Annotated in this window: 16 protein-coding genes; 6 read left to right on the forward strand and 10 right to left on the reverse strand. The window is 46.9% G+C overall.

Features of this window, described 5'->3' with window-relative positions; all coding sequences use genetic code 11:
- Nucleotides 1-142: 142 nt before the first annotated feature.
- On the forward strand, nucleotides 143-2518 hold the full coding sequence (locus QNO02_RS01920; protein WP_289390923.1) for an Ig-like domain-containing protein: 2376 nt from the start codon (nucleotides 143-145) through the stop codon (nucleotides 2516-2518).
- Nucleotides 2519-2930: 412 nt separating this feature from the next.
- On the opposite strand, the gene chrA is transcribed toward QNO02_RS01920, so the two are convergent.
- From chrA to QNO02_RS01960, 8 genes are all read right to left on the reverse strand, one after another.
- Nucleotides 2931-3476 (reverse strand): chromate efflux transporter ChrA, encoded by a 546-nt coding sequence (gene chrA / locus QNO02_RS01925; RefSeq protein WP_017691072.1) that lies wholly within the window; start codon nucleotides 3474-3476, stop codon nucleotides 2931-2933.
- Nucleotides 3477-3478: 2 nt separating this feature from the next.
- Nucleotides 3479-4066, reverse strand: a complete 588-nt coding sequence (chrB, locus tag QNO02_RS01930) for a chromate efflux transporter ChrB (protein WP_100527801.1) — start codon at nucleotides 4064-4066, stop codon at nucleotides 3479-3481.
- Between the two features lie 12 nt (nucleotides 4067-4078).
- Nucleotides 4079-4573 (reverse strand): chromate efflux transcriptional regulator ChrS, encoded by a 495-nt coding sequence (chrS, locus tag QNO02_RS01935; protein WP_062837151.1) that lies wholly within the window; start codon nucleotides 4571-4573, stop codon nucleotides 4079-4081.
- 270 nt (nucleotides 4574-4843) lie between these two features.
- Entirely contained in the window at nucleotides 4844-5959 is a 1116-nt protein-coding gene (locus QNO02_RS01940) for a PAS domain-containing sensor histidine kinase (protein ID WP_091038059.1), read from the reverse strand.
- Nucleotides 5952-6602, reverse strand: coding sequence for a response regulator (locus QNO02_RS01945; RefSeq protein WP_017691068.1), 651 nt, complete (start codon nucleotides 6600-6602; stop codon nucleotides 5952-5954). The genes QNO02_RS01940 and QNO02_RS01945 overlap by 8 nt, the downstream gene beginning before the upstream one ends.
- A 123-nt stretch (nucleotides 6603-6725) precedes the next feature.
- Complete coding sequence (locus QNO02_RS01950; RefSeq protein ID WP_289390925.1) at nucleotides 6726-7724, reverse strand: ABC transporter substrate-binding protein; 999 nt, start codon at nucleotides 7722-7724, stop codon at nucleotides 6726-6728.
- A gap of 117 nt (nucleotides 7725-7841) precedes the next feature.
- Entirely contained in the window at nucleotides 7842-9452 is a 1611-nt protein-coding gene (locus QNO02_RS01955; protein WP_289390927.1) for an AraC family transcriptional regulator, read from the reverse strand.
- 215 nt (nucleotides 9453-9667) lie between these two features.
- Nucleotides 9668-10099, reverse strand: a complete 432-nt coding sequence (locus QNO02_RS01960; RefSeq protein WP_289390929.1) for a GAF domain-containing protein — start codon at nucleotides 10097-10099, stop codon at nucleotides 9668-9670.
- Nucleotides 10100-10477: 378 nt separating this feature from the next.
- Here QNO02_RS01960 and QNO02_RS01965 point away from each other — a divergent pair, with 378 nt between their 5' ends.
- Nucleotides 10478-11254, forward strand: a complete 777-nt coding sequence (locus tag QNO02_RS01965; protein ID WP_240768291.1) for a Crp/Fnr family transcriptional regulator — start codon at nucleotides 10478-10480, stop codon at nucleotides 11252-11254.
- An 89-nt stretch (nucleotides 11255-11343) separates the two neighbouring features.
- On the opposite strand, the gene QNO02_RS01970 is transcribed toward QNO02_RS01965, so the two are convergent.
- Nucleotides 11344-11898, reverse strand: a complete 555-nt coding sequence (locus QNO02_RS01970; RefSeq protein WP_289390930.1) for a GNAT family N-acetyltransferase — start codon at nucleotides 11896-11898, stop codon at nucleotides 11344-11346.
- A 327-nt stretch (nucleotides 11899-12225) separates the two neighbouring features.
- Nucleotides 12226-12381 carry a hypothetical protein gene (locus QNO02_RS01975; RefSeq protein WP_017691064.1) on the reverse strand — a complete coding sequence of 52 codons (156 nt, stop codon included), beginning with the start codon at nucleotides 12379-12381 and terminating at the stop codon, nucleotides 12226-12228.
- Between the two features lie 488 nt (nucleotides 12382-12869).
- On the opposite strand from QNO02_RS01975, the gene QNO02_RS01980 reads away from it, so the two are divergent.
- From QNO02_RS01980 to QNO02_RS01995, 4 genes are all read left to right on the forward strand, one after another.
- A complete protein-coding gene (locus tag QNO02_RS01980) occupies nucleotides 12870-14384 on the forward strand; it encodes a DUF6359 domain-containing protein (protein ID WP_289392656.1) in 1515 nt (504 codons plus the stop codon).
- Nucleotides 14385-14597: 213 nt separating this feature from the next.
- Entirely contained in the window at nucleotides 14598-15227 is a 630-nt protein-coding gene (gene cdaS / locus QNO02_RS01985; protein WP_091038069.1) for a sporulation-specific diadenylate cyclase CdaS, read from the forward strand.
- Between the two features lie 287 nt (nucleotides 15228-15514).
- Nucleotides 15515-16621 carry a Glu/Leu/Phe/Val family dehydrogenase gene (locus tag QNO02_RS01990; protein WP_289390931.1) on the forward strand — a complete coding sequence of 369 codons (1107 nt, stop codon included), beginning with the start codon at nucleotides 15515-15517 and terminating at the stop codon, nucleotides 16619-16621.
- 226 nt (nucleotides 16622-16847) lie between these two features.
- A complete protein-coding gene (locus QNO02_RS01995) occupies nucleotides 16848-18914 on the forward strand; it encodes a methyl-accepting chemotaxis protein (protein WP_091038072.1) in 2067 nt (688 codons plus the stop codon).
- The last annotated feature ends 125 nt before the right edge of the window (nucleotides 18915-19039 follow it).

The following is a 19039-nucleotide window of genomic DNA, read 5'->3' on the forward strand; positions in this document are numbered from 1 at the left end:
CGCAGGTATGATCGGTTGAAACAGGAATAGAAGATAAATTAATTTCCATAGAATTCCCTGAAAATTTCCTGAAAGTCTAAACATCTGGAAAGGACTTGCCGACATAAAACATAAGGAAAAAAATGATGATAATCGGGGGGAAATGATGTTAAAGCCAAGATTGACCAAGTACATGGTGATGATGCTGGTGTTGATGCTGAGTATTTCCAACGTAGGCTTGGCCGCTGCGGCAGACAAAGAACTGTCCAAAATTGTGGTTTCCAAGAATGAAATGTCGCTCGAAGTTGGTGATTCCAGTTCCGTTACAGTGACAGGTGTATATTCTGATAATACATCGGCAAACGTAACGATCAGTTCATCCTGGAGTACCAGTGATACTTCGATAGCAACTGTATATAATGGCGCAATTACAGCCAAAAAGGAAGGTACAGCGACGATTACCGCAGCTTACCAGGGTCAAAGTCAAACCGTTCAAGTAAAAGTAACGAAGAAGGTCAAAGCCCTTTCGAAAAACGTGCAAAGTCTGGATTTGCGCACGGGAGATACAAAAGAAATTATTTTGACAGCAACGTATAGTGACAATGAAACAAATAATGCAGCAGCAAGTACCGCTGAATGGTCTACAAGTGATGAGAAGGTTGCTACCGTTGTGAATGGTAAAGTAACTGGACAAAGCGCAGGTACGGCAGTTATTACTGCGAAAGTTGGCAGCCAGAGCGTGACGGTGGATGTTAACGTTGAAGTGGTTAAACGTGTAGATGTAGATAAACAGCAGGTTAACCTGTTGTTAAACAAAAGTGAAAGTGTGAAAGTGACGGCTACGTATCCAGATGGCACAACCAAAGATGTAACCGATCTGGCGGAGTGGACATCCAGCAACGAGAAAGTTGCAGACGTTCTTAAAGGCGAAATTACAGGATACTCGGCAGGTTCTGCCAAGATCACAGCTAAATACGGTACGAAATCCGTATCCGTTGACGTGGATGTAGATCTGACCAGCAAACTGAGTGTGGAGAAACAAAGTATTTTCTTCCGTTTGAGCGAGACAACCAAAACGGCTAATGTCGTTGTAACGGCTTCTTATCCAAACAGCAGCGATGTGAATGTAACCGATCAGGCAACATGGACATCCAGCAACGAGAAAGTTGCAACGGTATTCAAGGGGCAGATTACAGCCATTAGCGCAGGTTCAACAACGATCAAAGCAACCTATAGTGGCAAAACAGTAGAAATTGCTGTGGATGTAGATACGGCAAGATATCTGGATATCAAAGATGTGAATGACAAGCTCGCCATGAGTGTTACCGGTGATAACAAGTCTAAGACATTGGTAGCCAATGCCGAATATATTGATGCCAGTACAGAAAATGTAACTTCCAAAGCAACATGGACTTCAAGCAATCCAGACGTTGTATATGTATCAAACGGCGATCTGATTGCATACAAATCCGGTACGGCTACGATCACTGTAGCTTATGGCGGTAAAACAGTTAAGTTTACAGTGAATGTAGACGTAGCAGACAAGTATGAGATGGACAAGAAAAAAGCATCGGTAGCCGTTGGTGGAACGACTTCTGCCAAAGTACTGGCGTTGTATGGTGAAACATCCAAAGATGTATCTGAAGATGCAACTTGGAGCAGCAGCAGCGACAAAATCGCTGAGGTAGATAGCAAAGGGGTTATCACAGGTGTTGCTACAGGTAAAGTAACCATTACCGCGAAGATTGAAGGCAAAACACTGACTCTGCCTGTTGAAGTAGGTATGGCTAGTGGACTGGAAGCAGATGTGAACTTCGTTGTTCTGTCTGCCAAAGAAACTCAGACGATCCTTCTAACAGGTACGGATGAGGACGGCAACACGTTGGATGTTACATCCGAAGCAACCTGGAAATCCAGCAATGCACGTGTAGCGGATGTGAAAAAAGGCGTGATCACAGGTAACAGCAGTGGTAAAGCCAACATCACAGCAGAATACGGCTCCAAAAAAGTGACGATCCAAGTTGAAGTGGATGTCATCACACGTATTGAAGCTTCCGAGCCGGTTCTTTCCCTGAAATCAGGCGATACAGCTGATCTGACGGTAACTGCCTTCTTGAGCGACGGTAGCGAGCGTGATGTTACGGACAAAGCTGAATGGAAAACGAACAGCTACAAAGTAGCTCAAGTGACCAAAGGTAAAGTCAAAGCGACAGGTTCAGGTAAAGCCAAAATCACAGCCAAATACGGCAGCAAGTCTGTCACGATTGCTGTAGATGTGGATACACTGAAATATTTGCAGACGGATAAAGTAACGTTGACCATGAAACCTGGTGAAAAGGTAACTGTAGCGGCTACTGCAACGTATGCTGATGGCAGTGAAGCTAATGTATCCAAACCGGCTCTCTGGAAATCTTCCCGTATTGCAACAGCATCGGTGAAAGATGGAATCATTCAGGCGAACGGCAAAGGTAAAGCAACAATTACGGTGACATTTGCAGGTGTGAAAACCAAAGTAACGGTAGTGGTTGAAGCAAAGTAAACGATATTTTTCAACTGTGAGTGTAAAACGCGCAAAGAAAAACGGTGATGCCAGCTAATAGCTGGTATCACCGTTTTTGGTCTATAAACTAGAGCATGTCTTCAAGCGCTAACGAATCTGAAACGTCTTATTCAGGGGTCTGGAGCGTTTGCAGAAATCTAATGAATTGGAGACACGTTATATCGGAAATTACAGTCTTTTATAGTACTTGTGTCAGGTGATTTTGGTAAATAACGTGTCTGATGTTCCTTACAATATAAACTGAGGACCTTAAGACCGAATAAGACGTCCTCAGTTCCTTAGAAAATGAGAATAGTCTAGCCATTCGCCAACGTCCAGAACCCCTGCATACACCACCCTATTACAGATGTATATCCAAGAGATTCTGTGGCGTAACTTGTAGTTTCTAAAACTACATCGTGTGAGACAGTACCAGTGCACCATAGGCAAAAGCGATAACGATTAGAATGGCTGGATGTAGCTTGGTCTTGGTCATGACCCAGAGCGAGATACCTGCAATGATCAACGTCTGCCAGATGCCGATGGAATCAGTGGATAGCTGCCCGAATTCCCATGTAAGCAGAATCATGAGTACAGCGATGACAGGCTGCACGAGTAGGGTCATGCCTTTGACTTTTGGTGACGTGCGATGTTTGTTCAACAGACGAAGTAATATAATTAGTGCGGTTGCGGAAGGCACGATTGTAGCAAAACTTGCAATAAATGCCCCAAACCAGCCTGCTACGTGGTACCCGACAAATGCAGCAATTTTGGTTGCAATCGGGCCGGGAAGGGCGTTACCAATCGCCAGTACATCCCCGAATTGCTCTGTAGTCATCCATTGGTAATGGTTCACAATCTCTTCCTGCATAAGCGGAATGGAAGCCGGACCGCCCCCATATCCCAAGATGTTTGCTACGAAAAATCCCCAAAATAATTCCCACCATGTCTGGAGCATCCTTAGGACACCCCCTTATCGGACTTGCCTTTGGACTTGAAGCGCTGAACCAGATCCAGATGGAAGACACCATATCCAAGGAAAACTGCGATGACAATCCCCGGATGGATATCCAGCAGCTGCAATAGTACAAAGGCAATTACGCCGAATAAGGCGGCAAAAACTTTACCGAGTCCCTTCCAGGCTTTCATGGCAAATTCATAAGCCATCATGCCCAGCATGACAAAAATGACCGGCCGCACGGCGGCTACCATGCCTGCTACCACTTTCGACTCGCGTAGCGCGTACATGGAACCGAGCAGAGCAATAATGGCAATACTTGTTGGCAAAATATGAGCGAGTACGGACACAATCGCGCCCAGCACACCTTTGGTTTTATAACCGAGATATGCGGCCATCTTGGTTGCGATGGGACCCGGCAAGGCGTTGGCGATAGCCAAAATCTCGCCGAACTCCTCATCACTGACCCATTTATAACGCGTAACGGCTTCATAACGGATTAACGGAATAACCGAAGGGCCACCGCCATATCCGAGAATTCCGGTCCGCACCATTCCGATGACGAGACCGTTGTAATCTTTCCAACCCATGCTGATTTCCTCCTAGAGTCTCATGCCCATCCGGCTTTTATAACGTTTCAACAATAGCTGTGATTCCACTTTGACGATACCCGGCATCTTATAGAGCTTCTCCAGCAAGAACTGCTCCATCTCTTCCATATCCGCAAAAATACCGTGCATGTGCAGGGTACTCGGACCTGTCATATGATAAAGGCTGGTGACGGCGGGCTCTTCGTCCAGTTTCTCAGCGACTTCATCCAGGAAGGGCGGTTCGACATCGACATTAAAAAAGGCCGAGACCTGAAGCCCAACCTTGCCAGGGTTGATCACCACGGTGAAACGTTCGATGATTCCTTTTTCGGATAACGCATTAATGCGCGCCTGAACAGCTACACGCGACAATCCAATCTGTGTACCCAGGTCCGTGTAGGATATCCGGCTGTTCTTGTGAAGCGCGGCGATGATTTTGCGATCCATCTCGTCGAGATTGTACATTTGTGGAATTTCTCCTCCTTTGGAGGAGCGTTTCTCTGACATGTTGACCATCCTTTTCTTTCGCTATATGAAATGAACAATGGAATTTTACTAAACATACAATGTGTATGTGGCATTCATAGTTTAATGACGAATCGTAACAGGAGTCAATCTATTTATCATGATTATTGAATTTAACCGATTTTAAGCCTTCATTTTGTCATTTCGACCAATCGGAAATAAAAAGACCACTCGCACAGTCCAATAGCGAGCAGCCGTTAAATAATAGATAAGCTGGAGTGAAGCGCTAAGTGTGATACGAAGCATGTCCGGTTATGCTCGGGCTGTCTTGGGCAGTAAAAGGGTAACGGTAGTCCCTTCGCCAGGCTCGGAAGAGACTCTCAACGTTCCTCCTGCACCACGGGCACGCTCTTCCATACTGAACAATCCAACGCCATTGCCGGCAGTTGCTTCGCTGAATCCGGCACCCTGGTCTTCAATAATAACCATCGTCATGTCCTCAGCGTCTTCTATAGTAACACGTGCCTCGGCAACATCGGCATACTTCGCGACATTGGTTAAGGCTTCCTGAATAATCCGGTAGATGGCTATCTCCCGGTTCATCTCCAGACGTTTGCGCAAATTACATTCCAGATCAACTTCGATTCCGTAGTGACGGGTGTAATTCTCGATATACGTACGAATCGCCGGAACAACACCCAGGTCATCCAGAACGGACGGTCTCAGCTCCCATGCCATACCGCGTACATCTTCCATAATACCCGTGACCTGCTTACGAAGTGCTTCAACCCCGGGTTGAGGCTGGTCTGCCAGCAGTCGGTCCATCTGAATCACCAGAGAGAAGAGACTCTGTCCAATCCCGTCATGCAGTTCACGCGAGATCCGGCGTCGTTCCTCTTCCTGAATATTCATGACCTGGGACATCATCTTCTGCAATTCGGCTTCAACGGATTTCAGCTTGGTGACCTCACTACGTACAGCCAGGTATTGATATGGCTCGCCGTCGTTATCAAGGAAAGGCACGATGGTGGTGTTGACCCAATAATGACTGCCATCTCTGGCACGATTGCGAATTTCCCCGTTCCATACCTTACCTGAGGATATCGTCTCCCACAGGTTTTTCATAAAGCTTTTGCCATGGTATCCGGAATTAATGATTCGATGATCCTTACCGATCAGTTCCTCGCGCTCATACTGCGAGATTTCACAGAATTTATCATTCACATATTGGATTTTCCCTTTGCGGTCTGTGAGAGCAACAATGGAGGACTCATCCAGAGCAAATTTCAAATCACTCAATTGATGCAGGGAACCTTTCAACCTGCTGCGAAATTCATTATCCGTAATGTGATTATCGATTTCGTTCAGCAAGAGGCGTACGGGCTGGTCTGCGAGTCCACTTAGTCTGTTCTTGCGTGCACTACTCAAAGTTCAGCAACCCCTTTTTCATGGCGAACTTCACCAGTTCCGGGCGTGTACGCAGGCCAAGTTTCTCCATCAGATTGCTTTTGTGGGATTCGACCGTTTTGACACTGATGATCAGATGTTCGGCAATTTCCTTGTTGGCATAACCTTTGGCAATCCAGGACAAAATCTCTTTCTCCCGCTCGGATAACGTGTCATACGGTCCGGCGTTTTCCTGTTTGGCTTTGTCCAGATATTCACTCATCAGCCGCTTGGTCGCACTGGGGTACAGATAGGCGCTACCCTCTGCTACGGAACGAATTGCGGCAAGCAATTCTTCATGCGGCGCACTTTTGAGTATGTATCCGGATGCTCCCGCGTGGATGGCGCGGAACAGATATTCTTCATCGTCATGCATGGTCAGTATCAAAATGGAGACATCTGGCATCAATTTCTTCAATTCAGCAGTAGCGGTCAGACCGTCTTTGCCTGGCGGCATGCTGAAATCCATCAAGACCACATCTGGCTTCAACTCTTGAGCCTTGGCAATGGCTTCATCGCCATCTGCGGCATCTCCAACGATATGTATATCATTCTTTCCTTCAAGTAAGGCGATCAGCCCGGAACGCACGACAACATGGTCGTCTACAACTAATAGTTGAATCACATGATTTCCCCCTGTCCGCTTCCTTAGTTCTATCTATATCATAACAAAAAAAGAAGCCATTCAGAGCTTTAATCTCCGAATAGCTTCTTTCTCTCTCAGCTTGTAGGATAGAAACATTGAACCTTAATGTTCTGTTTGGCGGAAACGTTCCTGAATCATATTGGCAATCTCCTGGACCTGTGCCTCTACGGCAAGAGGATCATAAGGCCAGAACCGTTCCCCATCCAGCTTAAACACTCGATTGTTCTTCACAGCGTCCAAGGATGACCAGACTGGTGAACTTTCATCCAGCGAACCTCCATTGGATAAATCGAGGAAAATATAATCACCTGCATAATCCGCCAGTTTCTCCTCGGATACAGTTACAGTATCTTTATCCTGATCAATCAGTTCCTTTTGCACAATGTCTGGTGCTTTAAGTCCGAGCTGTTGGTAGATGGCTTGTCCACCGCGGTTGACACCATCTCCGTTGATGTACCAATCCTTACCAAAGAGACTGAAGTTGGAGAAGGTCGTACCTTCCTTGACCAGCCCTTGAATGGAGTCCTTGGCTGACTTCACTTTTACTTCGAATTGGGACAACCATTCTGCAGCTTCCTTTTGTTTGTTTAGGATTTCCCCAAAGGCAGTGATTTCCTCATGCACATTGTCGTATGTACCATAAGGGATGATGAGGGTTGGTGCGATTTTGCGATATTGCTCATTCAGCTTCTCATCCCCACCTACAGTGACGATCAGGTCGGGCTCAAGCGAAAGAATTTTTTCGACTGAACCGCCGTCGATACGACCAATGTCTGCTACGCCTTCAATCAGATCAAGCACATAAGGGCTTTCCAGCTCATAATCCGGTGCGCCTACTGGCTTGACCCCAAGTGCGAGAAAATCAGCGAGGTAACCCTGCGTCACAATCCGCTGCGGGTTCGTGGGTATTTCAACATCTCCATTAACGGTGGATATGATCTGCGTTTCTGCAGTGCTGTCTGCCGTTTGTTCTTCTGTAGTAACAGGTGAGGAAGGTTTATTTTCTCTTGTTTCATCCGCTTGGCTTGAGCAGCCAATAATTCCAATCACCAGTACCAGGAACATAAGCCCAGTCCACCATTTTGATTTAACCCCTGTCATTCTGCTTCTCCCCAATCAATAATGATTATCTTTCTCAATAAAACCTCCTTAGTATCGTAGCTTTTGGATACAAGTATCGTCCATCTCAAAATGTGACCTCTTGAGCATGGACAATGGTTACCTGTTCTTTTCACCATTCTCCCGAATCAGGATATCTACCATAAGCTGAAGCTGCTTTTCCAGAGCCAGCGCATCATTACACCAGAATTGTTCCAGCTTGAGCGGATATATCCGGCTATTTCCGTTATTCATAATCTTGTTCCAGTATGGTCGTTCCCTGAGTTTGACTTGTGCATCATGATACAGACCGCCTTCATGTGAGGGAAGCACGAGAAACATATGGTTTGCCGCATAATCCGTCAATTGATTTTCCTGGATAAACTGATGATTGTGGGATTCCAGAACGTCACGCAGGATATTGGGGGCAGGTGTAAGATTGAGTCCGTAATATACGTTGTATGCTGCTCTGGCCGTTACATTCCAGATACAGATCGTGCCGTCTTCCCAGAGTTCATATAACCCAACGGTTTCATCAGGCTCGATTGCAGCCCCAAGTCGTTCAGCTTCACTGCTGACCAGTGTGGTGTAATGCTCTATCCAGTCTTCGGCAGCCTGCTCTCGACCTATAATTCGTCCGATGAGTTGAACAGTCTCCAGTCGATTTAACTGGTCCCATGGCAGGACCATAACCGGAGCAATCTGTTCCAGTTGTTCGAGCTTATGGGGCAAATAGTATAGATAATCTGGCGCAATGATCAGATCAGGTGGTTCAGTTCGGAGGACTTCTTCCACACCATGTTCATCCAAATCCAGCACATCATGCAACTCGTCTTGGATCAGCGGTGACATCGCCCAGGGAAGGAATGAGGCGGCAATGGGTTGAACGCCTAAGGCTAACAGATCTCCTGTGTACTGTACGGTAGCAATTCGTCTTGCGCGGGGCTGTAGTCGGTATTCACTTGGGCTAATCCCAGTAAACTGCTTAAATTTTCGACTTAGGTATAAACCATCGGAGTACCCCACAAGCAGAGCAATTTCATTCAAGGTGGCCTGCGTAGACAACAGATATTGCTTCGTCTTGTCCATACGAACTCGGGTCAAGTGAGCCTGGAAGCTGCGTCCAACCTGTTTTTGAAAGAACCTGGAGAAGTAGCTCGCATTAAACCCGGTTAATCTGGCGAGTTCTTCACGGGTGAGATGGCTGTCATAGTGATGGTTAATATAGCGAAGTGCTTCACGAATTATACTGTCTACCATCTCTGTAGAAGGTTTAATCGCCAGCTTGAATAATTCAAGCAATTCACTCAGCAGATAATGGGATCTGGCTTCTTCGGTCTGGGCACTTCCTGTCCTCGTTTCGGAAAGCTCCTGGATGATTGCGAGCATTCGCAGAACCTGTGGACTTGCTCCGGTCTTCGAACCATGTGAGGGCAAGTTCACTGATGTAAGCTGATAAACACGCTTGTCAGGACTCTCTTCCGTTAATGCGTAATCCTGAAAACCGATATGATACAAGGTGAAGGCAGAAGGCGGGATATGTATAAGCTCCAGGGAGCACTGGGAATGTAGAAAAAGTAACTGCCCTTTATGTAAAACACCGTGCTCATTACCAAATCTATAGTCCACCGTCGCCGTGCAGGTAACCAATGAAGGCGTTTTTATGGAAATGGTACTGTTGTGCTGTGTGGATTCCCATGGAATAACACTGGCATTTGTCAGTACAAACATATCTGTGGCCTCCTTAGCTGTATATACTATCTATGAATATATGAATGTATGGACTCGATTATATCAATCTGTGTGAGTGACGTCGATGTATACAGATGAGCGAAGACAGGTGAACAGACTAAGGCTTGCTCCGCTGTGAATAACTATAATAAAAAAAGCCTTGATACTTCCCTAAGGAAATAACAAGACTTCTTCCATATTAAAGACAGATGTCGTTATCCATATACGTACGGCTGAAGATGTAGAGCGACTTGCTCCGTCTGCCGGACCATGTCCGGTGAGAAGGTGCAAGGCAGTCTGCTGCCAACGAGCAGCACGGCGCCAGGCACGCTACTTTCCTGAAACACAGGTACCGCTATGGCACTTACCAACCGCTCAGCAAGCATTAACGGGCAACGACCGGGTGTATGCTCCCCGGTGGATTGTGCATCAGATCGGGCTGTGCGTCCAGTCCGAAGGGCTGTGCCCACCAGATCTTGTCCGGGGCGCATTTCCATGCGTCTCACCCGTTCATTACTTGCCCCAGAGGTATGCTTCCAGCGTAGCATCGTCCCGTTCAGACAGGCAAGTCCACAGAAGTCGCTGGATGTGTTCAGGCGCAGGCCGTCGATCATCTCCTGAATGCCAGATGGCAGTTCATCATGCATGAGAGGACACTTCCTTTTTCGGATTATATCGATCATTCCTGTGTAATTAATATCGGTAACCTTGGTTCAAGGATCATCTTCCAAGTAAGGGTATTAGGATGTTAGTTCTATTGTAGACCCTTTCTCGTACATTGTAATTCAGGGAAAACCCCTATTTCCGTTCCGTAATTTACTGAACTTGGGCAGTGGAGGACTCCTGAGTCAGGTGCACCAAGGGATTGAAGAAATGCGAAGGATGAGGCATATCGGTGAAATGTGACTTTTCTCACAGCAAATTCAGGGAGTTTCTCGTCAAGGATCAGGTAATCCCCCGATAACCCTCGCGTTACTTTCGCGGTATGATGGATACATAAGGAATCACCGAGGGGGACGAAGGTTATGGGTACAGTATTTGTAGAAAGAACAACCCAAAGAGCAGAGCAGAAACAAGCGGAGGCGGGCAAAATGACACGGGAAACAGGCGGAATCCTTTCGTTCGTTACATCTGAGCAATGGGACCTGATTGAAGCAAAAATGCAACCCAAACGGGTGAAGTCGGGATATAGTCTCTTTCTCGAAGGCGATGAAGCCGGATATCTGTACTACATTCGTTCGGGACGAGTGAAAATGACCAAGTCGACGGAGGATGGCAAGGAAATTATTTTATCCATTCAACAAAGCGGCGATCTCATCGGTGAATTCGGAGGCATCGGCGGATTGAATCATAGCTACAGTGCAGAGATGGCGGAAAAAGGGGAACTGGCCATTATCTCGCTTAGCGATCTGGAAAGTATACTCAGCAAACATGGCGACCTTGCCTTGAAATTCCTGCAATGGATGGCACTGTCGCAGCGGATTACCCAGTCGAGATTCCGTGATTTGCTGCTCTATGGCAAGGCGGGTGCCCTCGCTTCGACACTGATCCGTGCCAGCAATTCTTATGGCAGGGTTACACCGGATGGTATTGTGCTGGACATGAAGCTGAACCATACCGATCTTGCCGAGATGATTGGAGCTACCCGGGAGAGCGTAACGCGGATGCTGGGGGCATGGAAAGAACAAGGTACGCTGGATATGATGGACGGCAAACTGATGATTCGGGATCTGGCAGCCTTGCGTTGTATGTGTGGATGTCCGACATTCCCGAGCTGTCCGGTAGAGCTGTGCCGACTGTAAATTAGTTTGTTCAGAGGCTTCACCTCCATTGGCGATTGGGGTCGTTACGGAGAAAAAGAAAAGAAAAGCTGGCGTCCCATATATGGGAGTCAGCTTTTTGAGTTTCCGTGAAATTGTCCACCTGCATATTCCTTTGCAAGAATCGAATATAGATACGAATCATGATATTCCCCTTTGTAAAACCAATGCTCTCGCATCAGACCTTCACGCTGCATACCGATCTTCTGCATAACGTTCTCTGAAGCCTTGTTGTTCGGGCGGCATTTCGCATAAATTCGGTGTACGCCAAGTGTATTAAAGCCAAAGCCAAGCATGGCTCGGGCTGCTTCGGCAGCATACCCTTTTCCCTGATAAACGGGATTGAGCACATAACCGATCTCAGCGTTCGTGTTTTCGATGTGAAGGCCAACACCACCGATCAGTATGCCCTCCTTTTTCAAGCATATGGCCAGTTCAAAGCCCTCTCGTGGTTGTGTTTGCTGCATGTCCAACACAAACTGCACGTATGCTCGAGTATCCTCTTCGGTATTTGGTCCCCATGCCGTGTGCTGAGTAACTTCTGTCATGGATGTGTAGTTATGTATACTTTCCCAGTCCGTCTCCAGAATATCCCTGATGATGAGTCGTTCGGTCTCCAGTTGCATCGTTGTTCCCCTCCTATATAAATTGAACTTAAGAATATTACACTTGCCACTCTGATGACAGAACAACCTTCGATCGCTGTTATCCCCAGATTTTTTGGATACCCTTTTTCAAAGGGGAAAATCCGGGGATAAAGGCGAGATGTATGCTTCCGAAGCAGCTTTCTTTCAGAAAGCTTTTAGCTCCGCTTCTTCAGGTTATTTCTGTCCTCTCCGTTTCTCGTGTAAATGTTTAGTTCAATTACATTGTACAACAAAAATAGCCCATAACAGATTCAACGAATGAATCGGTCATGAGCCATAATGTAGATTTATGATGTATAAGGCATGCTATTGTGGTTGTTTACATTGAACTGCGGGATAAGTATAAGCCAGCTTACGGATGATTTCCTTCTGCCATCTCGTATCACCCAGATTGGTTGCCAGGTTCAGAAGATCCAAATAATCGTCAAGCTGCAGATCAGCCTTTTGCAGAGTTGTATTCATTCGATGTTCGTTCCCCTTTATCTATAAAATCGTAAAATCATATGCAGTAGAAAGTTACAAAGAGACAAGTTCAAGAATGATAATCATTATCACGTTTATATATTCATTATGCAATGAACGGTGGCAAAATGCAATCCCAAGTCCGCAACGAATTTAACTTTTTTCTGAAAATAGGCTTATCCACAGCACATAGGGAATGTATACACCGAGATATGCAGACGGATACAAGAACCAGCCATTCAGCAGGAGCAGAAGAAATATAGAAACTTCATATAGGTCTCCTTTGGGATACTTTTGTTAATCAGTATGGGCCAATAGACTCAACTTCTAAACTTTTTCATAAACTTTACAAAAAGAAAGAGGAATTCAGCATATGAACAATTAAATTAAAGGAGGATAACCCATTATCAGGTAATTTGGAGGAGGAGAAAGGGAATATGAAGAAGGCGTTATGGCAGCACTGGATCGGGGCATTCCTGGTCTTTATCATGATGGCAACCGCACTGCTGGGGCCGGGTTCGCAAAGTCCGGTACAAGCTGCAGCACCACTTACGGTATCTCAGGCCATCGCTGCCCAGAGCGGTGGAGGAACAGCAACGGTTGAAGGAATCATTGTTGGACATGCTACCGGGTCGCTTACCGCGAAGTTTACATCTCCGTATGCCAATGATTTTAATGTTCTGATTGCAGATTCAGCGTCAGAGCGAACTAACGCCAGATTATTGGATGTACAGATTCCCTCATCTTTCCGTTCGCAATATGGATTGGCGTCCAACCCCAGTCTTGTAGGCAAAAAGATTATCGTAACCGGAACCCTCGGTGCCTACAACAGCTATGCAGGAGTCAAAAACCCAACGTCCATTACATTTTCCTCCGGAACAACCAACCCTGATCCAGAACCAAACCCAGGTACAACATTACCGGACGGTACCGGCAAAAAAGTATTGTTTGATAATACCCACGCCCAGACAGCAGGTGCTGCCGACTGGATTATTGACGGGGCATTTTCGGATTTTGCCAATGGTTTGCGAAACGCAGGCTTTGCCGTGGATCAGCTGGAACGCAGCATCCCGTATACATTCGGTGAGCAAGCCATCACCTATAATAAATTGAAAGATTACGACGTCTTTGTCATTGGCGAAGCCAATGTGCCGTTCAAAGCGACAGAGCAGGCTGCGCTGGTGCAGTACGTGCAGAACGGAGGAAGTGTGTTCTTCATCTCCGACCACTATAATGCAGACCGCAACAAAAACCGCTGGGATTCTTCCGAAGTATTCAACGGTTATCGCCGCGGTGCCTTCCTGAATCCGGCCAAAGGCATGTCTTCGGCTGAAGCCGAATCACCAGCGATGCAGAGTGTGACTAGTTCAGACTGGCTCGCGACGAACTTTGGTGTCCGTTTCCGCTACAATGCCCTTGGAGATGTAAATGCATCGGATATCGTTCCATCTGCACAATCCTTCGGCATTACGGCTGGTGTTAATTCTGTAGCCATGCATGCGGGATCGACCATTGCGATTATAGACCCGAACAAAGCCAAAGGCTTGGTGTATGTACCAAGTGGTGTGTCCAAGTGGGGCAATGCCGTGGATCAGGGCGTATATAACGGTGGTGGACGAGCTGAAGGAGCCTATGCAGCCATTGCAAAGGTTGGTGCGGGCAAAGCCGCATTTATCGGTGACTCTTCACCTGTGGAAGACGCGACTCCGAAATATTTGCGTGAAGAGACCGGTGCTACCAAAAAGACCTATGATGGATTCAAAGAAGTGGATGATGCAACGTTCCTTGTGAATACCGTGAAATGGCTTGCGGTCAAAGAGAGCTACACCAGTCTGGCACAAGTGCCAGGACTGACATTGGATACGGCAACAAGCCTGCTTCCTATCGAAGCTCCGGCTGCATCAACCGAGCCGCAACTTGAGCCATGGGCTGCACCTGCGGCAGGGTACAAATGGTATGATCCGACTACATTTAAGGCAGGTTCATACGGAAAAGCACAATAAGTGAAGTAGACATCAAAATCAATGCGAGAATAGGGCCTGCCCGTGGAAAGTTCGTTTCGCGGGCAGGCTCTTTTTCTGCTTGTTATATCAGTTACATTCATGAACATGATTAGTTCATACCGCCCTGCCATTGCATAAATATCTGCTCCAGAGGGGAAGGTATGGGTACTAATGATGTGGCGTGAAGCCCAAGCCAACCAGAGGAGGCGGCGAATGATGACTCAGCAAGCAGACTGTGACAGTTCCTCGATGAGGCAGAAGCTCAAGGCAGACCTCCATCGTGTAGCGGATCGAATGAACATGACGTTATCCCGTTTTGAAAATGACAGTGTCTGTCTGCTAGGGCAATTTGCAGAGATTCGAGCGGAGATCAAGCAGATTGAGGTGCTCGCCTCTTCGTTTTATCTGGATTGTTATCTGTCACCCTTTACCGAGAAGTTTGCCGAATTAACATCGAGCGTACAGCATCTATCTGACCGGAGATATGGTGCGTTGATTGTGATTGAACGGGAGATTCCGTTGGAGTCGATCATTCACTCAGGCGTGACTGTGGATGCAAGAGTGACACATGCGTTGCTGGAATCGCTGTTTATTCCCGGTGCGCCACTTCATGACGGGGCTGTGTTGATTCGTGGCAATCAGATTGTATCCGCTGGTAATGTGCTGCCGTTGTCGCAAGCGGAAGTGCATGAACGAAAAATAGGGACTCGTCATCGGGCAGCACTGGGACTCAGTGAATTGACGGATGCGGTTGTGCTGGTTGTCTCCGAAGAGACGGGGCAGGCCTCATTCGCTGTAGATGGCGATTTGCATCCAATCAATGTGGTTGAGACGCTCCCTTAAATGTGAACGATCAAGTGGCCTACTTGGGGCGAATAGGTTGGTGCAGTTGAAGGAAGTGTACCTTTCTCCTGTAAGGGAGAGAGGTTTTTCTATTGATAGACGATAAAATTAAAATCTGAAATTCGACAGCTTTGCTCCCGCCATACGAGAAGCATCGTTCGATGCTTCTCTGACATTGCGATGTGATTTTGCACAAACTGGGTATTCATGGGTACAATAGAGGATGGTCAATGAATAGAGAACAATGCGATTGGATCGCAAAAATGGTTGGAGGAGACGGTTAGCACATGAGTTGGTTTGAAGCAATGGAGCATCACGATTATGAGGAACTGGTTCTGTGCCAGGATCGAAATTCAGGGTTAAAAGCAATTATCGCCATACACGACACAACACTCGGCCCTGCGCTGGGAGGCACGCGGATGTGGACTTACGCTTCAGAAGAAGCAGCCATTGAAGATGCCCTGCGCCTTGCCCGTGGTATGACATATAAGAATGCGGTATCCGGACTTAATCTGGGCGGCGGCAAAACCGTTATTATCGGAGATCCAAGGCGCGACAAAAACGAAGCGATGTTTCGGGCGTTTGGACGATATATTCAAGGGTTGAACGGACGTTATATCACAGCCGAAGATGTGGGAACAACGGAAGAGGACATGAACCTGATCTATCAGGAAACGGACTATGTGACAGGCATCTCACCGAGCTATGGTTCATCCGGTAACCCATCACCTGCAACGGCTTGGGGTGTATATCGGGGGATCAAGGCAGCAGCCAAAGAAGCATTTGGTACCGATCTGCTGGAGGGTAAAACGATAGCGGTCCAAGGTGTCGGCAATGTGGCGATGCATCTGTGCAAATATCTGTATGAGGAAGGTGCACATCTGATCGTTACGGATATCCATAAGGACTCGGTGAAACAGGCTGTGGATCGCTTCGGCGCGACAGCTGTTGATCCCGCAGACATTACTAGTGTGGAGTGTGATATCTATGCACCATGTGCACTGGGCGGTACGATTAATGACGATACGCTCAAGACACTTAAGGCGAAGGTTGTAGCGGGCTGTGCCAATAATCAGCTGCTGGAGACCCGTCATGGGGATCAGCTGTATGATATGGGCATCGTTTACGCGCCTGACTATGTTATCAATGCAGGTGGTGTAATTAACATTGCGGATGAGCTAAACGGTTATAATGCGGATCGAGCATGGAGCAGGATCGGAGAGATCTATTCCAATCTGGAGAAAATATTCGAAAGCTCACGTACCGAAGGCATCGCAACCTATGTTGCCGCAGATCGTCTGGCTGAACGACGGATTGAACAGATGAAGAATACGCGCAGTACATTCCTGCAGAATGGCCACCACGCGCTAAGTTCTCGGAGATTGCGTAAGTAAACGTAATTGAATCATTACCAAATTTAAAACGGTCTGTTAGGTAACGGCAACATCCATTCCAAAGATGGATAGTCGATCTGACAGGCCATTTTTTTATGTTGCTATCAGAAAAAAAGAAAACAGTGGCAATATCTCCCTAAATGATCAATTATACTATGGATTTTTCCGATAATGTATGTACATCGTTCAGATGCATATGGTTCAGGGAAGTGGGGAGAAGTGGGAAATGGGGAAAAGAAAAGGGTTAGGGCATAGGATCAAAAATATGTCGCTTAAAATCAAACTGCCTTTCATGATCAGTGTATTGGTTGTTTTGGTTCTGCTTGGTGCAACGACCACAAGTTATATGATTTCATCTGATGTTGTGGTCAGGAAAAGCAAGGATGAGATTAATGTGATGGCTGACCGCCTTGGGGAAGGGCTTTGGACAGCGATGCAACTTCAGCAACAATTGAGTCATGCGATATCCGTACATAATACCTTCAAGGAACTCTTGGAGCTGCGTAATACAACTGACATGACGGATGAAGAATTTTTCTCGGATGAGAACCCGTATTTCAATAAGGCCAATACGATCTTGACCGACAGTATATCGGAAACGGAAGGAAGCAAGCCAGATCTGTTCGTGTTTGATAAGGAAGGAACCATGGTGGCGGGAACCATGCCAGAAGTCATTGGGCAGTCACGGGGAGATCGGGAATATTTCCAGGAGTCTATACAGGGGAAATCCTTCATCAGTGACGCGGTCGTCTCTAAGACTGGCAAGAAGCTCATTATTGTATTCTCGGAGCCTATCATCGATGAACAGGGGAATATCCTGGGTGTGCTTGCTATGTCGGTGGACAGCAGCTTTTTCCTGGGGCAACTGGGAGACATTAAAATCAATGCCCAAGGCAGAGTTGAAGTGCTGAGCCGGAGCGGCATCATCATGTATGATTCACTGGACCCTTCCATTGTGGGACAAACGCTGGAAGAGGACAAGGAAGCCATGGAACTTATGGAGGCCAGAGCTACCGACAAAGTGAAAATCACTTCAATGGATCGAGATGACATCTACTATCGTATTAATCAGATTCCTGGTGCAGATCTCTCCGTGGTGATTATTGACGATTATGATGATATCAAGCGCCCAATAGAGGATATCCAACGTCAAATGCTTATCGTGACCTTGATCGGAGTTGCTCTGGCTATCGGTGTGGGATTGCTGATTTCTCGTAGTATTACAAGACCTATCATTCGTCTGATCGGGCTGTTCCAACAACTTGCTCAAGGCAATCTGACCGTTAAGGCCAATGGCAGATATAACAGTGAATTCAAGGATCTGGCGGAGAGCTTTAATGGTATGGTGGAGCAGAACAGGAACCTCATTACCGATATGAATAATTCAATCCATGTCCTTCAAGCCAGTACTCAGGAATTGGAGGAGACATCCAGACAGACGGCAAGATCCATTGATGAGACCTCGGCGACGTCCATGGGGATTGCAAAAGCGATGGAGGCTCAATCGGAAGATACCGAGCAGATTGCAAGTAAATTCAACACCTTTGGCGATAAAGTGGCTGCCATGAACAGTAGTGCACAGGATGTGAAGGCAAGAGCGGATGAGATCGAAACGGTATTCCACAATGGGAATGAAGTCGTGAATGAACTGATGCGTATTAATGAAGTGAACGAACGGGAAGTGGAGAAAATCTCTGAGATTACCGTCAAACTTCAAACGAGTTCGGGCAGTATTAGTCAGATCACGGAAGCCATCAGCCAGATTGCGAAGCAGACCAATCTGCTTGCATTGAATGCTTCAATTGAAGCATCACGGGCGGGGGAGCATGGCAGAGGATTTGCGGTTGTGGCCGAGGAGATTCGCAATCTGGCAGAGCAGAGTTCCCGCCAGTCCAAGGAAATCTCCAGCATTATCGAGCAGAATCTGGCCGATGTCGCCGAGAACAACCAAAGTGTTGCAGAGATTCACACCATCTCGTCCAGACAGGATGAGCTTGTCTTGCAGACTCGTCAGGCGTTTGATGTGATTTTGGAGAAGGTATCGGTCATTAATCAACAGATCGCTACAATGGCAGGACAGATGCAAGAGATGTTGCAGAACAAGGATGTTGTACTGGAGTCAGCCCATAGTTTGTCGGCTTCAGGAGAGCAGGTATCTGCTTCGGTTGAAGAGGTAACAGCAACCATGATGGAGCAGTCTTCGACAGTACAGCAGTTGGCAAACATGGTCGATACGATCGATCAATTGACGCAAAAGCTGGCCGAATCGGCTGCGCGATTCAAGGTGGAGTAAGGGTTAAGCTGATTATGGTATAGAGGGTAAGAAGGCACAAAGTACTCTTAATGAGTACCTTGTGCCTTCTTTTTTTATGGTCTCGATCAATGTGCTCTAGTCCATTTAGTGATCAAGAAGTTCAG

The sequence above is a fragment of the Paenibacillus sp. PK1-4R genome, assembly GCF_030369595.1.
Taxonomy (GTDB): Bacteria; Bacillota; Bacilli; order Paenibacillales; family Paenibacillaceae; genus Paenibacillus.